At 72.8% G+C, this 18,738-nt stretch carries 14 protein-coding genes; 9 read left to right on the plus strand and 5 right to left on the minus strand.

The window, feature by feature from the left end; translation table 11 throughout:
- Window positions 1-134 precede the first annotated feature (134 nt).
- A complete protein-coding gene (locus tag JOD49_RS07270; RefSeq protein ID WP_205306577.1) occupies window positions 135-734 on the plus strand; it encodes an RNA polymerase sigma factor in 600 nt (199 codons plus the stop codon).
- A gap of 33 nt (window positions 735-767) precedes the next feature.
- Here JOD49_RS07270 and JOD49_RS07275 read toward each other — a convergent pair whose 3' ends face one another.
- From JOD49_RS07275 to JOD49_RS07290, 4 genes are read right to left on the minus strand one after another with little or no spacing between them, the layout of a single operon-like run.
- The gene (locus JOD49_RS07275; RefSeq protein WP_205306578.1) at window positions 768-1,691 is read right to left on the minus strand and encodes an SDR family NAD(P)-dependent oxidoreductase; all 924 of its coding nucleotides are present in this window, start codon (window positions 1,689-1,691) and stop codon (window positions 768-770) included.
- Complete coding sequence (locus JOD49_RS07280) at window positions 1,688-3,145, minus strand: enolase C-terminal domain-like protein (RefSeq protein ID WP_239525159.1); 1,458 nt, start codon at window positions 3,143-3,145, stop codon at window positions 1,688-1,690. The genes JOD49_RS07275 and JOD49_RS07280 overlap by 4 nt, the downstream gene beginning before the upstream one ends.
- Window positions 3,142-3,960, minus strand: a complete 819-nt coding sequence (locus tag JOD49_RS07285; protein ID WP_205306579.1) for an SDR family NAD(P)-dependent oxidoreductase — start codon at window positions 3,958-3,960, stop codon at window positions 3,142-3,144. The genes JOD49_RS07280 and JOD49_RS07285 overlap by 4 nt, the downstream gene beginning before the upstream one ends.
- Window positions 3,957-5,708: a hypothetical protein gene (locus JOD49_RS07290; protein WP_205306580.1), complete on the minus strand. Its 1,752-nt coding sequence runs from the start codon at window positions 5,706-5,708 to the stop codon at window positions 3,957-3,959. Before JOD49_RS07290 ends, JOD49_RS07285 begins: the two co-directional genes overlap by 4 nt.
- A gap of 219 nt (window positions 5,709-5,927) precedes the next feature.
- Here JOD49_RS07290 and JOD49_RS07295 point away from each other — a divergent pair, with 219 nt between their 5' ends.
- Window positions 5,928-6,632, plus strand: a complete 705-nt coding sequence (locus JOD49_RS07295; protein WP_205306581.1) for a GntR family transcriptional regulator — start codon at window positions 5,928-5,930, stop codon at window positions 6,630-6,632.
- A 100-nt stretch (window positions 6,633-6,732) separates the two neighbouring features.
- Here JOD49_RS07295 and JOD49_RS07300 read toward each other — a convergent pair whose 3' ends face one another.
- A complete protein-coding gene (locus JOD49_RS07300) occupies window positions 6,733-7,443 on the minus strand; it encodes an HAD family hydrolase (protein WP_205306582.1) in 711 nt (236 codons plus the stop codon).
- A gap of 274 nt (window positions 7,444-7,717) precedes the next feature.
- Between JOD49_RS07300 and JOD49_RS07305 the strand changes: the two genes are divergently transcribed.
- The 7 genes from JOD49_RS07305 to JOD49_RS07335 all read left to right on the plus strand — a co-directional run bounded on the left by JOD49_RS07305 (window position 7,718) and on the right by JOD49_RS07335 (window position 18,733).
- Window positions 7,718-8,788, plus strand: a complete 1,071-nt coding sequence (locus JOD49_RS07305) for a GNAT family N-acetyltransferase (protein WP_205306583.1) — start codon at window positions 7,718-7,720, stop codon at window positions 8,786-8,788.
- A gap of 376 nt (window positions 8,789-9,164) precedes the next feature.
- On the plus strand, window positions 9,165-11,429 hold the full coding sequence (locus tag JOD49_RS07310; RefSeq protein ID WP_307822434.1) for a peptidase C14: 2,265 nt from the start codon (window positions 9,165-9,167) through the stop codon (window positions 11,427-11,429).
- A gap of 56 nt (window positions 11,430-11,485) precedes the next feature.
- On the plus strand, window positions 11,486-13,741 hold the full coding sequence (locus JOD49_RS07315) for a peptidase C14 (protein ID WP_205306584.1): 2,256 nt from the start codon (window positions 11,486-11,488) through the stop codon (window positions 13,739-13,741).
- A 263-nt stretch (window positions 13,742-14,004) separates the two neighbouring features.
- Window positions 14,005-15,297 (plus strand): Gfo/Idh/MocA family protein, encoded by a 1,293-nt coding sequence (locus JOD49_RS07320; protein ID WP_205306585.1) that lies wholly within the window; start codon window positions 14,005-14,007, stop codon window positions 15,295-15,297.
- Between the two features lie 140 nt (window positions 15,298-15,437).
- Complete coding sequence (locus JOD49_RS07325) at window positions 15,438-16,709, plus strand: ABC transporter substrate-binding protein (RefSeq protein WP_205306586.1); 1,272 nt, start codon at window positions 15,438-15,440, stop codon at window positions 16,707-16,709.
- A gap of 78 nt (window positions 16,710-16,787) precedes the next feature.
- A complete protein-coding gene (locus JOD49_RS07330; protein ID WP_239525160.1) occupies window positions 16,788-17,810 on the plus strand; it encodes a carbohydrate ABC transporter permease in 1,023 nt (340 codons plus the stop codon).
- Window positions 17,807-18,733, plus strand: coding sequence for a carbohydrate ABC transporter permease (locus tag JOD49_RS07335; RefSeq protein ID WP_051703238.1), 927 nt, complete (start codon window positions 17,807-17,809; stop codon window positions 18,731-18,733). The genes JOD49_RS07330 and JOD49_RS07335 overlap by 4 nt, the downstream gene beginning before the upstream one ends.
- The last annotated feature ends 5 nt before the right edge of the window (window positions 18,734-18,738 follow it).

Raw genomic sequence — 18,738 nt, forward strand, 5'->3', positions numbered from 1 at the left:
CCCGGGCACGGACGCTGCCCGAGGCCGCTTCCTCTCGCCTGCGCAGGACCCGCGGGTGACGATGGTCGGAGGGGTGCCACCGTACGGGCAGGGGCGGAGCGGTACCCGCAGGCGGGCAGCACCAGGGGGCAGTGATGCGTGAGCAGTCGTCGGTGTTCGACGAGGGGTCCGTGGCCGAGGTGGACCTCTGGAGCCGGGTCCAGGAGGGTGACGAGCAGGCGTTCGCGGTCGTCTACCGGCGCTACTCGCGGCGTGTCCACGGCCTGTGCCGCGCGCTGCTGACGTCGGGCGGGCTGCACGACGACGTCACGGGGCGGTGCGAGGACCTGACCTCGGGCGTGTTCCTGGCGGCGTGGCGCCGACGGCGGGAGATGGTCGTCCGCGACTCGGTGCTCCCGTGGCTCCTCGCGACCGCGGCCAACCTCTGCTCGAACGAGCAGCGGGCCGCTCGGCGGCACCGCTGGCTGGTGGCCCGCGTCGCGCAGGTGCACGGGCGGTCCGCGCCGTCGGCGGACGGCGCCGAGGCGAGCGTGCTCGCGGCGATCCTCGCGGGTCGTGCCCGCCGCGAGATCGCGGCTCTTCCCTCCGCGCTGCGCGAGGTGGCCGACCTCTGCATCCTCCACGACGTCACGACGCGCGACGCGGCCGCGTTCCTCGAGCTTCCCGAGGGCACGGTCAAGTCGCGGCTGCACCGCGCGCGGCGCCACCTGGGCCGGGCCGTCCTCGACGGCTAGGGCAGCCCGCCCGGCAGCGCATCGGGACGCCCGTCAGTCGAGCCCGTACCGCGCGTCGAGCTCTACGTCGTGCGGCAGCGTGCCGAACGACGCGGTCCACGCGCCGTCGGCCGCGATCGACTGGCCCGACACGTACGACGACTCGTCCGAGAGCAGGAACGCGACCACGGCCGCGATCTCCGACGACTCGGCGATGCGCCCGAGCGGTGGGCCCTCGGCGAGCCCGCGCTCCTCCGCCTCGGGGTCGACGGCGTGCGCGATCTGCGCGTCGAGGTGCGGCGTGCGCACCCCGCCCGGTGCGACGGTGTTGGCCCGGATGCCGTACCGCCCGTACGTGACGGCGACGCTGCGTGCGAGGGCGTCGATCCCACCCTTGGTCAGCTCGTAGGCCGCGTGGTCGACGAACGACGACCGCCCGTGGATCGACCCGACGTTCACGATCGACCCACCGCCAACCTGGTCGGTGAACGCCTCGACCGCGGCGGCGGCCCCCCAGAGGTAGCCCAGGCCGTTGATCTCGACGACGTCGCGCGCCGTGCGCTCGATCTCCTCGGCGCGCGCGGGGTCGCCGAGCGCGTGCAGCGGCGTGGTCCGGGTGATGCCCGCGTTGTTGACCCAGCCTGCGAGCGGCGCGAGGGTCCGGGCGACGCGCGCGGCCTCGCGGTGCGACTCACGGTCGCGCGAGTCGGCGAGCACCACGGCCGCGCAGATTCCCTCCTCGACGGTCCCCGACCCGGCACTGCGTTCGAGCCCGACGACGGCCCACCCGTCCGCGGTCAGCCGCGCCGCGATGGCCCGGCCGATGCCCTTGCCGCTCCCGGTCACCACGACGCTGCGGGTCGCGGCTGGTCCTGGCACGGAGGCTTGTCCGGTCGGGCTCTGGGCGGCCCCCGGTCCTCGCTCGCCGTCCGGCCCGACGGCGGAGCCCGCCCCGGGCGTGCTGGTCGGGTCGGTCATGGGTCCTCCTGGTCGCCGAGCATGCGGTTGTCGTTCGTCGAGCATGCGGTGGTCGTCGTCGCGGGGTCGATGCCGGACGCCAACCGCATGCTCGGCAGCGAAGGTGTGGGGTCGAACGTGAAGTACGTGGGCGAGAGCGTGAAGCCCAGGCCGGGGACCTCGGGCGGCAGCGCCGTGCCGTCCGAGAACGTCGGCCCGCCCTCGACGAGCAGCGGGGCCGGGTCGTAGGGGTTGCCCTGCGGCGACCGCTCGAACGTCTCGACCCCGATCCCCGCGGCGCCGCCCAGGTGCACGCTGACCTCGGGGTACACGTGGCTCGACGTCACGAGCCCCGCGTCCTGCCAGGACCGGACCAGGGGGTCGGCCGCGGTGAGGCCACCGATCCCGACCACGTCCACGCGCGCCACGTCGAGCGCGCCGAGCGCAGCGAGCCGCGCGAACACCTCGGGGTCCGTGACCTCGTCGCCGATCGCGAGCGCCAGCCCCGTGACCTCGCGGATGCGCGCGGCGCCGGCGGCGTCCTCGGGCAGCACGGGGTCCTCGAGCCAGGCGAGCGCGGGCGCTCCGGCCCCTGCGGGACCGCCGATCCCCCACGCGTCGAGGTCCGCGAGCGCCTCGTCCGCGTCGCGCCAGCCGAAGCCCACGTCCACGACGACGCCGGTGCGACCGGCCTCGGTCTCGCGGCCCGTCACCCCGGGCAGCTCGGCGCGCAGGATCGCGAGCAGGTCGCGCATGAGGTGGCGGTCGGGCGAGCGCGAGATCTTGAGCAGCGGCCAGCCCTCGCGGGCACGGTCGAGCACCTCGTCGGCGACGGCACGGGCCGTGCGACCGGGGGTCGGGTAGGCCGCGACGAGGATCGCGGGCCGCGGCGCCGGGACGACGTGCCCGGCCGCGTCCCCGCTCGGCTCCTGACCGGGGCGGGCCGACGACGGGACCTGAGCGGCGCCGTCGGGCAGCGCAGACTCCCCGCGCGGACCGGGAGCCGACGGCAGGACGCGCGCGGCAGCGTCGGGCAGCGACCGCTCCAGGAGGCGCCACACCGGGAGCCCCGCGACCTTGCCCGCGACGTCCCACAGCGCGACGTCGACCAGACCGATCGCCCGGCGCACCAGGCCCACGCGCCCCACGATCGCCGAGCCGCGCAGCGCGGCGTCCCACGCCGCCCGCACCCCTGCGGCAGGGTCGTCGACCGCGAGGTCGCGGCCCACGACGTGCGGCGCGACGAGGCGCTCGACGATCTCCGCCATGGGCGCCTCACGCGTCAGGGCGTAGGAGACTCCCGTGACCTCGGTGCCGTCGGGCAGCACCGCACGCACCTGGACGCCCACGTACTCGCGGCGCGTGACCGTCATGGCCCCGAGCTGCAGGGGCTGCGGCAGGGCCACGACGGTCGTCGACGTGCGGACGTCGGTGATGCGCGCGAGCCCGCCCCGGCTCATGGTCCGGCTCGTCATTCCGGCTTCTTCGCGAGCGGGACGCCGTAGTCGATGATGAACCCACCGTCGACGTAGAGGGTCTGGCCGATCACGTACCGCGACTCGTCGGACACGAGCCAGCTCACGGCGTTCGCGATCTCCGAGGCGTCGGCGAGGCGGCCCGCGGGGATGCGCGCGAGGATCGTCTCCTCCTTGAGCGTCCCGGCCGCGACGCCCTGACGGAAGACGCCCGTGTCGATGTACCCGGGCGCGACCGCGTTGACCCGTACCCCGCGCGCGGCCCACTCGGCCCCCGCGGTCGAGGTCAGGCCGATCACGGCCGCCTTGGTCGTCGAGTACGGGGCCCGGCCCGCGGAGCCGCGCGCCGAGACCGACGAGATGTTGACGATCGCGCCGCAGCCCGCGGCGAGCATGTGCCGGCCCGCGGCCTGGAGGCAGGTGAAGACGCCGTGCAGGTTGACGTCGACCACGGCCTTCCACTCGTCCCAGGTCAGGTCCTCGATGCCGCGGTGGCGCTGGATCCCGGCGTTGTTGACCAGGACGTCGATGCTGCCGGTCGCGGCGGCGACCGCGTCGAACGCCGCCCCCACGGCCGCGTGGTCCGTGACGTCGAGGGGCATCCAGACCAGGCCCGGCTCGGCGCGCAGGGCCGCGAGGTCGAGCGCGGGCAGGTCGTGCTGGACGACGTCGGCGCACACCACGCGGTGGCCGTCGGCCGCGAGCCGCTCAGCGATCTGGCGGCCGATGCCCGCCGCGCCGCCCGTGACGATCGCGGTGCGGAGCGGGGCGCCGGCCGGGGCGCCGGACGTGGTCGGGGTGGTCGTGGTGCTCACTGGTCCTCCGTGGAAGTCTGCGCTGGTGCGGGCGTCGTCGCCGCCAGGGTGTCGATGAGGTGGTTCGCGTGCTGCTCGAGCCGCGCGAGCGAACCGGGCGCGAGCGGCGACTGCCACGCCTGGTAGGCGCCGCGCACGTACGCCTGGTCGGTCGGCAGGTAGACGAAGCCCGGGCCGTTGGTCAGGTTCGCGACCACGACCGGACGGTCGCCCGCGTGCTCGCGGACCGTGCGCTGGAAGCGCGAGTACGCCTCGCCCGGGTGCGCGACGAGGAACCCGTCCCCGATCTGCCACACCCAGGTGGGGTGCTCGACGGTCGGGCCGGTCACGTAGCCGTCGCGCAGGTTGCGCGCGCGGCGCAGCCGCTCGTCGCGGCTGCGCGGATCGATGTCGGCCCACTCGGCCTCCATCTGCGCGAGGCTCGGCAGGTCCCGCAGCTCCAGCACGACGACGTCACTCACCGCGCGCAGGACGCGCGAGCCCTCGGCGGGGCGCGGCTCCCACAGTCCCAGCGGCGCGCCGGACTGCACGACGTGCGTGAGCTCGAGGGCCGTGCCGGGGGGCGGCAGCTCGGCGAGCGCCGCGAGGACCGCGTGCCCGAGCGAGGTGCCGTGCCGGTCGGCGACCGCGACGTCCCCCGTGTACTGCTCGCGCGGGGCCAGCTCGCCCGAGGCGCCCTGGAAGAACGCGACGGGTGCCCCGGTCGACGCCTCGACGAGGTCGCGCATCGCGCCCACGTAGTCCGGGGAGACCAGGGTGTTCTGCCACGCGAGCGTCGTGGGGTGGCACGCGTAGTTGACGATCGTCGCGAGGGGCGTCGTGGTCGGCAGGGGACCGCTGGCGGCCGCGCAGGCGGGGCAGCGGCTCGCGTCGGCGGTCGACGGCGGGTGGTCGTGCCCGGTCGGTGCCGGGTGATCGTGCCCGGTGTGTGGCTCGACCCGGCTGAGTCGGCCGATCACGACCGTGTCGTCGGTGGCGGCTCGCGGGACCGACGGGTTGAACCCGATCACGGGGAGCCCGAAGTCCGCGGTGGCGCCGGACACGGCGGACGTCGTGGCGCCGGACACGGCGGACGTCGTGGCGCCGGACGCACCAGGTGTCGTGTCGACGGGCTCGCCGTGCGACCCGCCTGCGCCGAGGATCAGCTCGCGGTCCGCCGCGAGCGAGCAGCGTCCCGTCGTCCACTCGAGCGTGGCGGGGGCGAGCGAGGCCACGGCCTCGCGGCCCGCGTCGACGGCCTGCGCCGCGAGGTGCTCGAGGTAGGCGGGGACGAGCTCGCCACCTTCGAGGTCGGCGTCGTGGCTGCACAGCACCGGGCCGGCGTGGGTGTGGGACAACGAGACGAGCAGCCGCTCGGGCGCCAGGTCGAGGCCCGCGAGGACCGCGTCCCGGACGCCGCGCTCGTCGTCGACGCGGCGCCACCACGTGGCGTCCACGGTGATCATGACGAGCGGTTCGGCCCGGGGAGCGGCGGGGCGCTCGGGGCGAGCGGCGCCGTCGGGCGGGCCGACCTGCGCGGGGTGCGCGGCGCCGTCGGGCGTGCTGCGCGACGGCGAGGTGCCCTCCGTCTCCTGCGCGAGGGCGATCGCGGTGAGGGTCATCGCGCGGTGCGTGCCCCGGGAGGCGTTCCAGTCGGCGGGGCCCCAGTTGCGGGCGCGGATACCCACGGGCGGTGTGACGTCGCGGCGGGCTACGCCTGCCAGTCCGCGGAAACCAGGCACCTTCACCTGGTCGTGCAGGGACACCATGGATCCTCCTCGAGCCTGTGCGTCAACCCTCGAATGCTATAGCATGTAGTGAGGGGGCAAGCCGTCCGGTGGCCCTTCGCCTCGATGGTGGCACAACGGTGCGCCCCGCGCAGACCTCGCCCCGACCACGCACGGCGGGCGAGCAGCCGGGCCCGGTTCGCCGACCGCTATCCTTCGGGGCACCTCCCGGATCGGACCGCAGAACACTACGGAGAACCCATGGCGCTCAAGAGCGTGCCCGACCTGAACGTCGCCGACCGCGTGACCGTCGAGCTGCGAGAGGCCATCTTCAGCGGCGACCTCGCGCCCGGGTCGCGACTGGTCGAGCGCAAGCTCGCCGAACGCCTCGGCACGAGCCACATCCCCGTGCGCGAGGCCCTCACCCGCCTCACCGAGGAAGGGCTCGTCGAACGCCTCCCCCACCGGGGGGCCCGCGTCGCCGCGCTCACGAGCCGCGACCTCGAGGAGATCTCGAGCCTGCGCACGCTCCTGGAGCAGTTCGTCGTCGTGCGCGTGCAGGCCGAGTGGGACGCCAAGACCGAGGCCCGCCTGCGCAAGACCGTGCAGCAGATGGTCGACGCGGCCGAGCGCGGCAGCTCGGCCCGCGTGTTCGAGCTCGACCGACGCTTCCACGAGCAGCTCTGGGAGCTCGCCGACCACCGGATGCTCATGACCATCACGTCCCAGCTCCGTTCCCGGATCACGGGCTTCCTGCGCGCCGCGAACGTGGCGCTCGACCCCGAGGCCCGCGTCGCGCACGCCGAGACGCACAACCTCATCATCGACGCGATCGCGAGCGGCGACCCCGAGCGGGCGCGGACCGTCATGGCCGAGCACATCGGCGAGGCCGCGGCACGACTCGAGAGCCACACCGAGGACGGCGACGTCGCCGAGGAGCCCACGGTGGAGGCCGGGCGCGCCTGACCGGCGCGGTGGCGGGGCGTCGGTGGCGCGAGCGTCGTCGAGCGTGCAGTCCGGGTCGTCACGAGACGATCCCGACAGCCCGAACGCCCACGCTCGGCGATCATCGGGCCAGGCGCGCCTCGCGGGACAGGTCGAGGAGCGCGTCGAGCACCTCGACCGTCGAGCCGCGCACGACGTCGGGCGCCCACTCCTCGGTCCAGGCCCGGCCGTGCGCGACCCACCCGGTCCGCAGGCCCGCGTCCCGGCCCCCGCCGACGTCCGCGGCGGGATGGTCGCCGACCATCCACGCGACCCCGGCCCCTGGGGCTCCGGGGACGCCCGGGACACCCGCCACCGCGAGCGCCGTCTCGAAGATCCGCCGGTCGGGCTTCGCGAAGCCCGCCTCCTGCGAGATCACGACCCCCGGCACGAGGTCCGCGAGGCCGGTCCGGTCGAGCTTGGCCCGCTGCTGGTCGACCGTCCCGTTCGTCACGACGACGACGGGGATCCCCGCCGAGCGCAGCGCGTCGAGACGCGCGGGCACGCCCGGGTACGGCGCGACCCAGGCAAGATGCTCGAACAGCAGACGCTCGACCAGGTGCGGGACGTCGTCGGGCAGGTGGAACCGCGCGCGCATCCGCTCGGCGAGCACGGCCCGGGGCGCGTAGCCGTCGCGGTCGGCCTCGACGAGCCACGCGGCGGCGTCGGAGCCGAGCCCGCGGTCGCTCGCGAACGCCGAGGCCCAGGCCGCGAAGGCCCCGGCCCGGTCGACGAGGGTGTTGTCGAGGTCGACGAGCACCACGCCGGGGACGGTGCGGCGATGGTCGACCATGCGGAAGGCGCTCCTCGAACATGCGGTGGGCGTCGGAATCGGGGCGATTCACGACCGTAACCACATGTTCGGCAGCGAGGGGGGACGGTCGAGGGATGGACACTTCGTGCGAGGTCCAGCCCGACCTCGCACGTGCTTCGTTGCCGTGCATCGTTCACTCGAGAACGTGGATGCGAGACTATTCTTGCTATAGCAAACCGTCAAGGCGAAGCCGCCGACCGCCCCGCGCAAAACCCCCACCTGCACCGACGCGCCCCGCTCACCGAGGAGCCCCATGGAATTCCGCACCGCGACGCCCGCCGACGTCCCGTCGCTGTACGCGCTGTGGGCCGCCGCGTTCGACGCGCCCCTCATGGTCCCCGTCCACGAGACCGACGACGGCCGGCTCGACCGCACGGTCGTCGCGGTCCTCCCTGGCCTGACCCCCGCCGAGGACCGCGTCGTCGCCTCGGTCTGCTGGACCCCCCGCACTCTCGTCGGGCTCCCCGGCCCCGACGGGGCGACCACCACGCTCACCGTGGGCGGCGTCGCGAACGTCGCCTCGGCGCCGGACCTGCGCGGGCGCGGCCTGGTCCGCCTCGCGCTCGCCCAGGCCGTCGAGCAGATGCACGCCGCGGGCATGGACGCCTCGCTGCTGTTCACGGGCACCCCGGGCGTCTACCGACCGAGCGGCTGGGAGGTCTTCGAGGTCCCGGTCACGCACGGCCTCCTCCTGCCCGACGGCGCCGCTCGCCCCGCGCGGCCCGGCTCGACCGGGGTCGTCGCTCACCACGAGCGCCCGCCCCGTGCGAACTCCCCCGTCCCCACGACGTTCCCCGCCTGGAGCACCGACCTCCCGTGGCAGGGCCTCGCGGCCCTGCACGACGCGTTCCACGCCGCCCCTCTGACCACGCGCCGCACGGCCGAGCACTGGGAGCGCCGGATCCCGCTCTGGTACTCCGCGGCTGAGCTCCTCACGGCGCGGCGCCCCGACGGGTCGATCGTGGGCTACCTGGTCGTGGAGGTCAAGGGTGAGGTGCTGCGCGTGCGGGAGCTCGCCGTCGGGCCCGGAGACGCGGCGGCACCCGAGCGGCGCGAGGCGCTCGACGCTCTCGACGTGCTCGCGCTCGCCGCCCGTTCGCTGGCCCGCGAGTCCGGGGTGACCCGCGTCGAGGTGCGCCTGCCGCGCGTCCCGGCCGCGGCGGCGCTCACCGACGCGCTGCTGACGCCGGGCGGTCGCGAGACGACGTCCGACGCGACCGGGATGCTGCGCCCGGTCCGGCGCTCGACGGTCGAGATCGACGCCCTGCGCGCCGCGACGAGCGGCCCCGCGGCGGGCTTCCACTGGCCCGGCGACTACCTGTGAGATGTTCCCGCGCCACGCCCTCAAGCCGCACGCGCCGTCGTCGAGATGCGGCCAACGGGGGTCTGCGGGCGCCGCGAACCCCCGTTGGCCGCATCTCGATGCTCTCGCCTCGGCGGACCTGGCGAGTCGTCACCAACCTCTTGACATTGCTATAGCACCGGCCTAATCTCCGGGAAATGCCCGGTTCATCCGGACGCAACGAAGCGCATCCATCCTGCTGTCGCGGCCTGCCGCGCCCAGCCTGAACCGTTCCCTCGCACTCCCGTCCCCGGTCACCGCAGCCCCGGCCCGACGGACTCCACCCGCACGCCCGTTGCCGCGCGTCGGCCACGCCTGAACGGACCCGTCTCATCGACCCGTCCGAAGGGTGACCCACGTGAAGACCCCCCTGACTGCCCGCGAGAGCGCGGCAGCCCCCGACCTCTCCCCCGACCCCGCAGCCCCCGCCGACCCCTCGCGCCGCAGCCTGCTGCGCGTCGCGGGCATGGGCGCGCTGACCGCGACCGCGTTCGCGCTGTCCACGGGCACGGCGCCCGCAGCCCTCGCCGCACCGCTGGGCCTGAGCAAGGACGAGCCCGACGACGAGGTCCTCGTCGCGTCGTCCGTCGCCCAGCTCGTGGGCTGGCGCGCGAAGAAGATCGACGACGGGACCGTCGTCCGGCTCCTGGGCCATGCGACCCCCGGCGACGGCGCCGCACGCCTGGTCCGCTACGACGCCACGAGCGAGGCGGCCCCCAACGGCGGCACCGTGCTGGCCCCCCTCGGCGCGACCGGCCGCGGCCGGTGGCACACGCTCCACACCGGCACGGCCGACTTCCGCTGGTTCGGGATCTTCGGCGCCGACGCCCCCACGGGCAGTGCCGACGACGCGCTCGATGCGCTCGTGAACGACCCGACCGTGAGCCGCATCGAGGGGCACACCGACCTCAACTTCGTGCGCCGCCACACCTACGCGCGCTCGCACCTCGAGCTCGACTTCGGCGGCCGGACGATCACGACCGAGGGCATCGAGCGCAACGCGCACGACAACCCGTTCGGCGCCGTTCTGTTCTTCCAGGGGACCGTGACCGACGTGGCCCAGCAGCGCACGCTCGCCGAGACCCTGCCCGACCAGCGCGACGTGTTCGAGGTCGCGGACTCGTCCGCGTTCGCGGTCGGCGACTGGTGGACCGTGCAGGTCGACCCCCGGCCGGGCGGCGGGCGCGACGAGCGCGAGCTCCAGCGGCTCGTGCAGGTCACCGAGGTCGTCGACGCGGCGCACGTGCGCGTCGACTACCGCAACGGCTGGGAGCTCGCCCCGGGCCGCGTGCTCGAGTGGCGCAAGGTCGTGCCCGTCGAGCAGGTGCACGTGCGGAACATGACGTTCGTCGGGGCCGGCCCCTACGACGGCCCCCTCAACGGCGAGCTGCCCGACGACCGCGAGTACACCGGCTCGCACCCGGTCGCGTACGAGTTCGCGGTGCGCTGCGACGTGTCGGACGTGCACGGCTCCAGGACGTGGTGGCCCGTCATCATGCGCCGCTGGAACACGTTCTTCGCGACCGAACGCTGCTCGGTCGCGAACCCGCCCACGGTCTTCTACGGCGGCGCGGGCTACCTCACGCAGCAGATCTACTGCCTGTACGGACGCGTCGCGGACTGCCGCTCGCACAACGCCCGCCACCTCAACGACCTCACGGCCTCGGCGTACTGCCTCGTCGAGAACTGCCACGGCGACGGCGACGACCAGGGCGGCAACCCGTTCACGACGCACGGCCAGTACGAGCACGACCTCGTGTTCCAGGGCAACAGCGGCCTCATGGACATCGCCAACTCGGGGGCGCAGTGGGGCATCAGCGCCAAGCGCATCACGGTCAAGGGACACGTGGCCTCGTGGTTCACGGTGAGCACCAAGATCACCGACCTGACGCTGGAGGACGTGCACGTCGTCGCGCGCTCGACGTTCGACCAGCAGGGCAGCCTCACGGTCAACGCCGACGGCGTGCAGATGCGCGGGTGCACCGCGTCGTTCTTCGCGGTCGCGCAGCGCTCGAACCTGTCGAAGCGGCCCAACGTCATCGAGGACTGCCACTTCTCGCTGCCGGTCGCCAGCGTGCTGCACCAGACGCCCGTCGCCAACCCGGTCCACTTCGTCCGGACCGGATTCACCGGGTTCGACGGCACGATCCTGCGCGGCGCGGGGCCGGTCACGTTCACCGACTGCACGTTCGTCGGCTCGACCGACGAGGCCGCTCCCGCGGCCCCCGCGCTCGTCGGGTCGACCGACGTCACGGTCAACGGCGGGACCCTCACGGGCGCGGGCATCCAGCTCAGCGGGGTCCGCGACCAGCGGCTCACGGTCCGCGGGGCGGAGCTCTCCGGCACGACGACGGCGGGCGCCCTGGTCTCGCGGGCACCTGGCCCCGGGACGGTCCAGGTGGACCTGCGGGGCGCGACGCTCGCCGCGAGCGGGACCACCGCCCACGTCGCCCTCGCGGGCACCGACACGCTGACCGCGGTCGGCACGCGCCTGCGCGGCGGTCGCTACGACCTGGCACCGACCACGCGCGTGCTCCAGTCCGGCTGCGTCGAGCAGGGCGTCGACCGCACCGGCTTCCCCGAGGGCGACCACGTCCTCGTCACCGACTCGCTCGCGCTGTGAACCGCACGAGCTCCCCCTGCCCACCCGGAAGAACCCCTGATGAAAGGCCCCTGCAGATGACGAACCTCCTCACGTCCGGACAGACCCCCGGCGAACCGGCGACGACGCCGACCTCGCCCCGCCAGGCCCCCACGGTCGAGGCCCCCTCGCGCCGCAACCTGCTGCGCGTCGCCGGGATCGGCGGCCTCGTGGCCGCTGGCGCCCTGATGGGCACGCACCCGGCCGCAGCCGCCACGCCGACCGCCGCGGCGCCGTCGGGCGTGCTGCCCCTGAAGAAGGACGAGCCCGACGACGAGGTCCTGGTCGCGGCGTCCGTCGCCCAGCTCGTGGGCTGGCGCGCGAAGAAGATCGACGACGGGACGGTCGTCCAGCTCCTCGGCCACGCCACGCCGGGCGACGGCGCCGCACGCCTCGTCCGCTACGACGCGAAGAGCGAGGCGGCGGCCAACGGCGGCACCGTGCTGGCCCCGAAGGACGCTCCGGGCAAGGGGCGGTGGCACACGCTCCACACCGGCACGGCCGACTTCCGCTGGTTCGGGCTGTTCGGGAAGGACACCCCGGCCGACGACGCGCTCGACGCACTCGTGAACGACCCGACCGTGAGCCGCATCGAGGCGCACTCCGACCTCAACTTCGTGCGCCGCCACCGGTTCACGCGCTCGCACCTCGAGCTCGACTTCGGCGGGCACACCATGACGACCGAGGGCATCGAGAAGGCCGGGCAGGACGACCCGTTCGCAGCCGTCCTGTTCTTCCGCGGCACCGTCACCGACGACGTCCGCACCCACAAGCTCACGGCCGTCATGCCCGAGCTGCGCGACGACTTCGAGGTCGCCGACTCCTCGCAGTACGCCGTGGGCGAGTGGTACGCGCTCGAGGTCAACGCCCTCGCGGGCAAGTGGGAGCGCGAGCTGCAGCTCCAGGTCCAGGTCACGCAGATCGTCGACGCGACGCACGTGCGCGTCAACTACCTCAACGGCTGGGAGCTCGCCGCAGGGCGCACGCTCACGTGGACCAAGGTCGAGCCCGTGCAGCAGGTGCACGTGCGCAACCTGTCGTTCGTGGGCGTCGCGGGCGGCGACCAGTACACGGGGTCTCACCCGCTCGCGTTCGAGTACGCGGTGAGCTGCGACGTCGAGAACGTGCACGGGGTCGCGACGTTCTGGCCTCTGGTCATGCGCCGGTGGTCGACGTTCTTCACGACGTCGCGCTGCTCGCTCGCCAACCCGGCCTCGATCACGTGGGGCGGCGCGGGCTACCTCACGCAGCAGATCTACTGCCTGTACGGGCACGTGTCCGACTGCCACACCTCGAACTGCCGCCACCTCAACGACTGGACGGCCTCGGCGTACGGTCTCGTGGAGAACTGCCACGGCGACGGCGACGACCAGGGCCCGTTCGTCACGCACGGCCAGTACGAGCACGACCTGACGTACGTCGGGAACTCCGGGCTCATGACGTTCGCCAACTCGGGTGCGGCGTGGGGCTCGTCGGCCAAGCGCATCACGGTCAGCAAGCACGTGTGCTCGTGGTTCGTGGCACGCGTCAAGGTCACCGACCTGACGCTCGAGGACGTCCAGGTCATCCGCAAGGAGGGCCTCGCGGGCTCGGGCATGCTGTGGGTCAACGCCGACGGCGTCCAGCTGCGCGGCTGCCAGGCCGACGACACCCTGATCGTGTCGCAGGCGTCGAGCCGCTCGAAGCGCCCCAACGTGATCGAGGGCTCGCGCTTCAACGTCCTGCCGGGGACGCCGATCACGCAGGCCACCGTGACCAACCCGATCCACCTGGTCCGCACGACCTTGAACGGGCTGGAGGGTGCGTCGTTCGCGGGCTCGGGCCAGGTGGTCCTGGACCAGTGCACGCTCGAGGCGGCCGAGGGCAAGGGCACCGTGACGGCGTCGGGGGACCTGACGATCCGTGGCGGCGTGGTGCGCAACGTCGCGGTCGTCGCGGCGGGCACCGCCGAGCAGACCGTCCGGGTCGGCGACGGGGCGCGGCTCGAGGGATCACCCGCGGGTGGCACGTTCCTGAGCCGGGCGAAGGCGGACAAGCCCGTCACCTGGAACCTGGACGGTGCACGATCGGTGGCCGCGTCGGGTGACACTGGTCACGTGAAGCTAGACACAGGTATCAATCGCTGGTCGGCCGTGGGCTCCACCTTCACGGGTGGTCGCCTCCAGCTCGCCGACGGCGCGTTCGGCGCAGGCTCCTACCTCCTGCACTCGGGCAACGTGGAGAGCGGCGTGCAGCGCGTCGCGATCCCGGCCGACGGCCCGACGGTCTCCACGACGGGCACGCTCATCCTCTGACGCGGGCCAGTCCGCCTCGACCACGGGGTTGAGGTCGTCAACCGTGATGTGACGACCTCAACCCCGTTCTCGGCACCGACCGAAGATCACGACTCGGTCGCAAGTTGACCTGACGGGCTGTCAGGGCGCAGGATCATCTGGCATAGTTGCTATAGCAAATAGCAAATAAAGCCGTACTCGCCCGGCTCTCGGCCCCCACCGAGCGTTCGACCAGCACCACCAGCCCCACCCCCGCAGCCCCCGCAACGACGCAAGGACCGCTCGTGACCCGCAATGACGCACCCGTGACCGTCGCCCTCGTGGGCGCCGGCAACCGTGGTCAGACCTACGCACGCTGGATCGCCGCGCACCCCGACCGTGCGCGCCTGGTCGCGGTCGCAGACCCGCGCCCGTTCCAGCGGTCCCTCGTGAGCGACGGCGCGGCCGCTGCGACCCCCGACGCCGCCCCCGTCGCACAGTTCGCGGACTGGGAGGACCTGGTCGCAGCAGGCACCCCGGCCCCTCTCGCGGACATGGTCATCGTCGCGACGCAGGACCGCGAGCACCGCGACCCGGTCGTGGCTCTCGCCGCGCAGGGCTACGCGATCCTCGTCGAGAAGCCGCTCGCCCCGAGCGCCGAGGAGTGCCGCGACGTCGTCGACGCGGTCGAGGCCGCGGGCGTCCTGTTCGGCGTGTGCCACGTCATGCGCTACATGCCGTACACGGACCTCATGAAGTCGGTCGTGGACTCGGGCGTCCTGGGCGAGATCGTCAACGTGCAGCACCTCGAGCCGGTCGGCTGGTGGCACGACGCGCACTCGTACGTGCGCGGCCCGTGGCGCTCGGAGAAGACGTCGAGCCCCATGCTGCTCGCCAAGTCGAGCCACGACCTGGACTGGATCCGGTACGTCACGGGCAAGCGGATCACGACCGTCGCGAGCTTCGGCTCGCTCAAGCACTTCCGGCCCGAGGAGCGTCCCGAGGGCGCTGCGGACCGCTGCCTGGACTGCCCGCTCGAACCGACGTGCCCCTACTCCGCGCCGCGCCTGTACCTGGGCACGCTGCGCGAGAAGGGCGCGATCTGGCCCGTCACGGTCGTCACGGACGGCACCGACGAGGCGTCGGTGATCGAGGCGCTGCGCACGGGCGACTACGGCCGGTGCGTCTACGCCTCGGACAACGACGTCGTGGACCACCAGGTCGTCGCGATGGAGCTCGAGGGCGGCGGCGCGGCGACGTTCACCATGACGGCCTTCTCGGAGCAGGACCACCGCAAGACGCAGATCTTCGGGACCCACGGCTGCCTCGACGGCGACGGCGAGAAGATCCGGGTCACGGACTTCCGGGACGGCTCGGTCACGGTCCACGACTCGGGTCACCACGGCGCGACCAACGCGGCCGACGACCACGGCGGCGGCGACTCGGGCGTCATGGACGCGTTCGTCCGTGCGGTCGCGACGGGGGACCCGAGCCACGTCCGGTCGGGTGCCGTCGAGTCCCTCCAGAGCCACCTCGCCGTGTTCGCGGCCGAGGAGTCGCGGCACTCGCGCACCGTCGTCGAGGTCCCGGCCCGTTAGCAGCACGTCCCGTCCGGGCGGCCCTCCGGCCGCCCGGGCAGAGCAGCACCCCGCAGGGCGCGACGATGCGCTTGGCGGGCTCAACAGCACACGGATCAACCAGCACGGTAGTCATCATTCGACGTCAAAGGAGCACGAAAATGACCATGCCGAAGAAGCACGTGGTGACCGCTCTGGCAGCGATCACCGCCCTCGGCGCTCTCACGGCCTGCGGTGGCGGCGACGCGGCCGGCGGCTCGACCCCCGTCCCCTCGGACGGCGCGGCCTCGGGGTCCGTCACCATGTGGACCTACCCCGTCATCGCTGACGAGGCGGCCCACAAGGCGTTCTGGGACACGCAGATCGCCGAGTTCACCAAGGAGAACCCGGACGTCGACGTCAAGGTCGAGATCTACCCGTGGGCGGGTCGTGACGAGACGCTCGCGACGGGCATCGCGGGCGGCAAGGGCCCCGACGTCGTCTACCTCATCCCGGACCAGCTCCCGAAGTACGCGAAGTCCCTCGCGGCGGTCGACAACTACATCACCGACAACACGGGCGACCTGCGCGAGAACGCCGCGAAGTCGGTGAGCATCGACGGGGCCATGATGGGCGCGCCGCTGATCATGAACTCGAAGCCGCTCGTGTGCAACGCCGCGGCGTTCGACGCGATCGGCGAGTCGGGCAACTACCCGGCCACGTGGGACGACCTGATGGCCCTGGCCCCGAAGTTCAAGGACGCCGGGTACGACGTCACGAACTACTGGGGCGCGGTCGACGCGACGCTCAACGAGTCCTTCTACCCGCTGCTGTGGCAGGCGGGCGGCTCGGTGTTCTCGGAGGACGGCACGGAGGTCGCGTTCGACTCGCCCGAGGGCGTCGAGGCGCTCCAGTTCGTCACGGACCTGGCCGAGGGCGGCTTCGTCGAGAAGGACCTGCTGACGACCATCCCGGCGTTCGAGCAGACCCGCACCGCGCAGGGCAAGATCGCCTGCACGTGGCAGCAGGGCCCCGGCGACGTCGCGAGCTTCTGGGGTGAAGAGAACACGGTCGTGCTCCCCTCCCTCAAGCAGGCCGAGTCGATCGGCTACGGCACGGTCGGTTCGCTGGCCCTCATGAAGAAGGCCGAGAACCTGGACGCGGCGGGCAAGTGGCTCGCGTTCGCGACGCGGCCCGAGGCCTCGGCCGAGTACGCGAAGGCTGCGGGCTGGTTCACGCCGTACACCTCGCAGACGGGCCTGTACGGCGACGACGCGACCATGGCCGCGCTCGAGGCCACGCTCGACGCCACGACCTCCGGCGACCTCAACGAGAAGTCGCGCGAGGTCATGGGCATCCTCGCCCCGGAGATCCAGGCCGCGCTCATCGGCCAGAAGACCCCTGAGCAGGCCATGAAGGACGCGGCCGCCGCCGCGAACCCGCTCCTCGGCTGATCTCGCACCACACCCACCGGGCCGGGTGGCCGCCGCTGACGCGGCCCTCGGCCCGGTGAGGCGAAGGAGAAGAACCCCATGACAGCAACCACCCCGTCCGGAGACGTCCTCGGTCCCGGCCTCGAGGGCTCCGTGCCCGACGGCGCCACGACCGTCGCGCAGGCACCGTCCGGTGGGTCCTCGCGCCCCTCGGGCGGAAGCGCGCCGACAGGCCCGACAGGACCATCAGCGTTTCGCCGCACCATGGCCCGCCGCGAGGCCCGGATCGGCCTGCTCTTCGCGCTCCCGGCCTTCCTGCTCTTCCTCGCCTTCCGGTTCGGACCGGCAATCGCGGGCGTGGGGCTCAGCTTCTTCGAGTACACGATCGGCGGCACCGCCGAGTGGACCGGCCTCGACAACTTCGAGCGCATGGTCAACGACCCGATCTTCTGGTCCGCGATGCGCGTGACCCTGATCCTCAGCGTCCTGATCGTGCCGTTGTCGCTCGCGATCTCGACCTTCATGGCGCTGCTGGTCCGTCGCTCGTTCCGTGGCTCGGGCTTCTACCGCTCGGTGTTCTTCCTGCCGGTCGTCACGAGCCTGGTGCTCGCCGCGACGGTGTTCACGTGGGTCTTCTCGACGGGCGGCCCGTGGTCGCAGCTCATGGGCCTCATCGGGCTGTCGACGGACTCGTGGCTGGGGAGCACGACCCTGGTCCTGCCGGCCCTGGCGCTCGTGTCGATCTGGTCGCGCTTCGGGTACGGGATGCTCATCCTCCTGGCCCGCATGCAGGACCTGCCGCGTGAGCTCGAGGAGGCCGCGGCGCTCGACGGCGCGAACGCCTGGCACCGGTTCTGGCACATCATCATGCCGCAGCTCAAGCCGACGCTGTTCTTCCTGGCGGTCATCGAGACCACGGCGTCGTTCCAGATCTTCGACCTCGTCTACACCATGACGGGCGGCGGGCCCGCCCGCGCGAGCTACAGCCTCGTCTACCAGATCTACGACCAGGGCTTCAAGTACTTCGACCTCGGCTACGCCAGCACGCTCGGCGTCGCGCTGTTCATCATCACCATCGTCGTTGCGTTGGTGCAGCGTCGCCTCATCGGGAGGGACAAGTGACCACGCTCGCCACCCCCGGCACCCCGGGGCACCCCGGGACCGCTGCCGGCACCACCACCTCGCCTGCCCTGACACCACGCCGCAGGCGCAGCAAGAGCTCGGGCATGGACCTGACGTGGCGCGGCAAGGTCGTGCGCTACGTCGTGCTGAGCCTCGCGGCGGTCGTGACGATCTTCCCGTTCTACGCGATGGTCGTCCTCTCGCTCAAGCCGGCCGCGGCGATCCAGTTCCCGCAGAGCCTGATCCCCACGAACCTGGGCTTCGCGGCGTACGACCGCGTGCTCGGCGCGGGGAACATCTGGACCTGGTTCGGGAACACGCTCATCTACTCGGTCGTGTCCGTGGTCCTGGTCCTCGCGTTCTCCGCGATGGCCGGCTACGCGTTCGCGAAGAAGAAGTTCCCGGGCCGCGAGGCCATGTTCTGGTCGTTCCTCGCGATGGTCATGGTCCCGTACCACGTGACCCTCATCCCGACGTTCATCCTCATGGCGCAGGTCGGCGGCCTGGACACCTACTGGGGCCTGATCCTGCCGACGCTCGCGAACGCCCAGGCGGTGTTCCTCATGCGGCAGTTCATCATGGACATGCCCGACGACCTCTTCGAGGCGGCCAAGCTCGACGGCGCGTCCGAGTGGCGCATCTTCACGCGCATCGTGCTGCCGCTGTGCAAGCCGATCCTCGCGACGCTCGGCACGTTCGTCTTCCTGTGGCACTGGAACGACTTCCTGTGGCCGCTCATCATGGGCCAGGGCACCGACCACTGGACCCTGACCGTGGGCATCGCGTCGCTGCAGCAGCAGGACGTGCCGCTCAACATGATCCTCGCCGGCGCGACCATCTCCTTCGTGCCGATCTTCGCCGCCTACCTCGTGGCCCAGCGCTACTTCCAGGAGGGCGTCACCATGTCCGGAATCAAGGGATAGCACTC

It is taken from the genome of Oerskovia jenensis, assembly GCF_016907235.1.
Lineage (GTDB): Bacteria > Actinomycetota > Actinomycetes > Actinomycetales > Cellulomonadaceae > Oerskovia > Oerskovia jenensis.

Excerpts from the sequence above, each read along its gene's own strand:
- JOD49_RS07315 (WP_205306584.1), top strand. The coding sequence starts at position 11,486 with ATGACGAACCTCCTCACGTCCGGACAGACCCCCGGCGAACCGGCGACG.
- JOD49_RS07305 (WP_205306583.1), top strand. The coding sequence starts at position 7,718 with ATGGAATTCCGCACCGCGACGCCCGCCGACGTCCCGTCGCTGTACGCG.
- JOD49_RS07275 (WP_205306578.1), bottom strand. The coding sequence starts at position 1,691 with ATGACCGACCCGACCAGCACGCCCGGGGCGGGCTCCGCCGTCGGGCCG.
- JOD49_RS07290 (WP_205306580.1), bottom strand. The coding sequence starts at position 5,708 with ATGGTGTCCCTGCACGACCAGGTGAAGGTGCCTGGTTTCCGCGGACTG.
- JOD49_RS07325 (WP_205306586.1), top strand. The coding sequence starts at position 15,438 with ATGACCATGCCGAAGAAGCACGTGGTGACCGCTCTGGCAGCGATCACC.
- JOD49_RS07300 (WP_205306582.1), bottom strand. The coding sequence starts at position 7,443 with ATGGTCGACCATCGCCGCACCGTCCCCGGCGTGGTGCTCGTCGACCTC.
- JOD49_RS07295 (WP_205306581.1), top strand. The coding sequence starts at position 5,928 with ATGGCGCTCAAGAGCGTGCCCGACCTGAACGTCGCCGACCGCGTGACC.
- JOD49_RS07330 (WP_239525160.1), top strand. The coding sequence starts at position 16,788 with ATGACAGCAACCACCCCGTCCGGAGACGTCCTCGGTCCCGGCCTCGAG.
- JOD49_RS07270 (WP_205306577.1), top strand. The coding sequence starts at position 135 with ATGCGTGAGCAGTCGTCGGTGTTCGACGAGGGGTCCGTGGCCGAGGTG.
- JOD49_RS07280 (WP_239525159.1), bottom strand. The coding sequence starts at position 3,145 with ATGACGAGCCGGACCATGAGCCGGGGCGGGCTCGCGCGCATCACCGAC.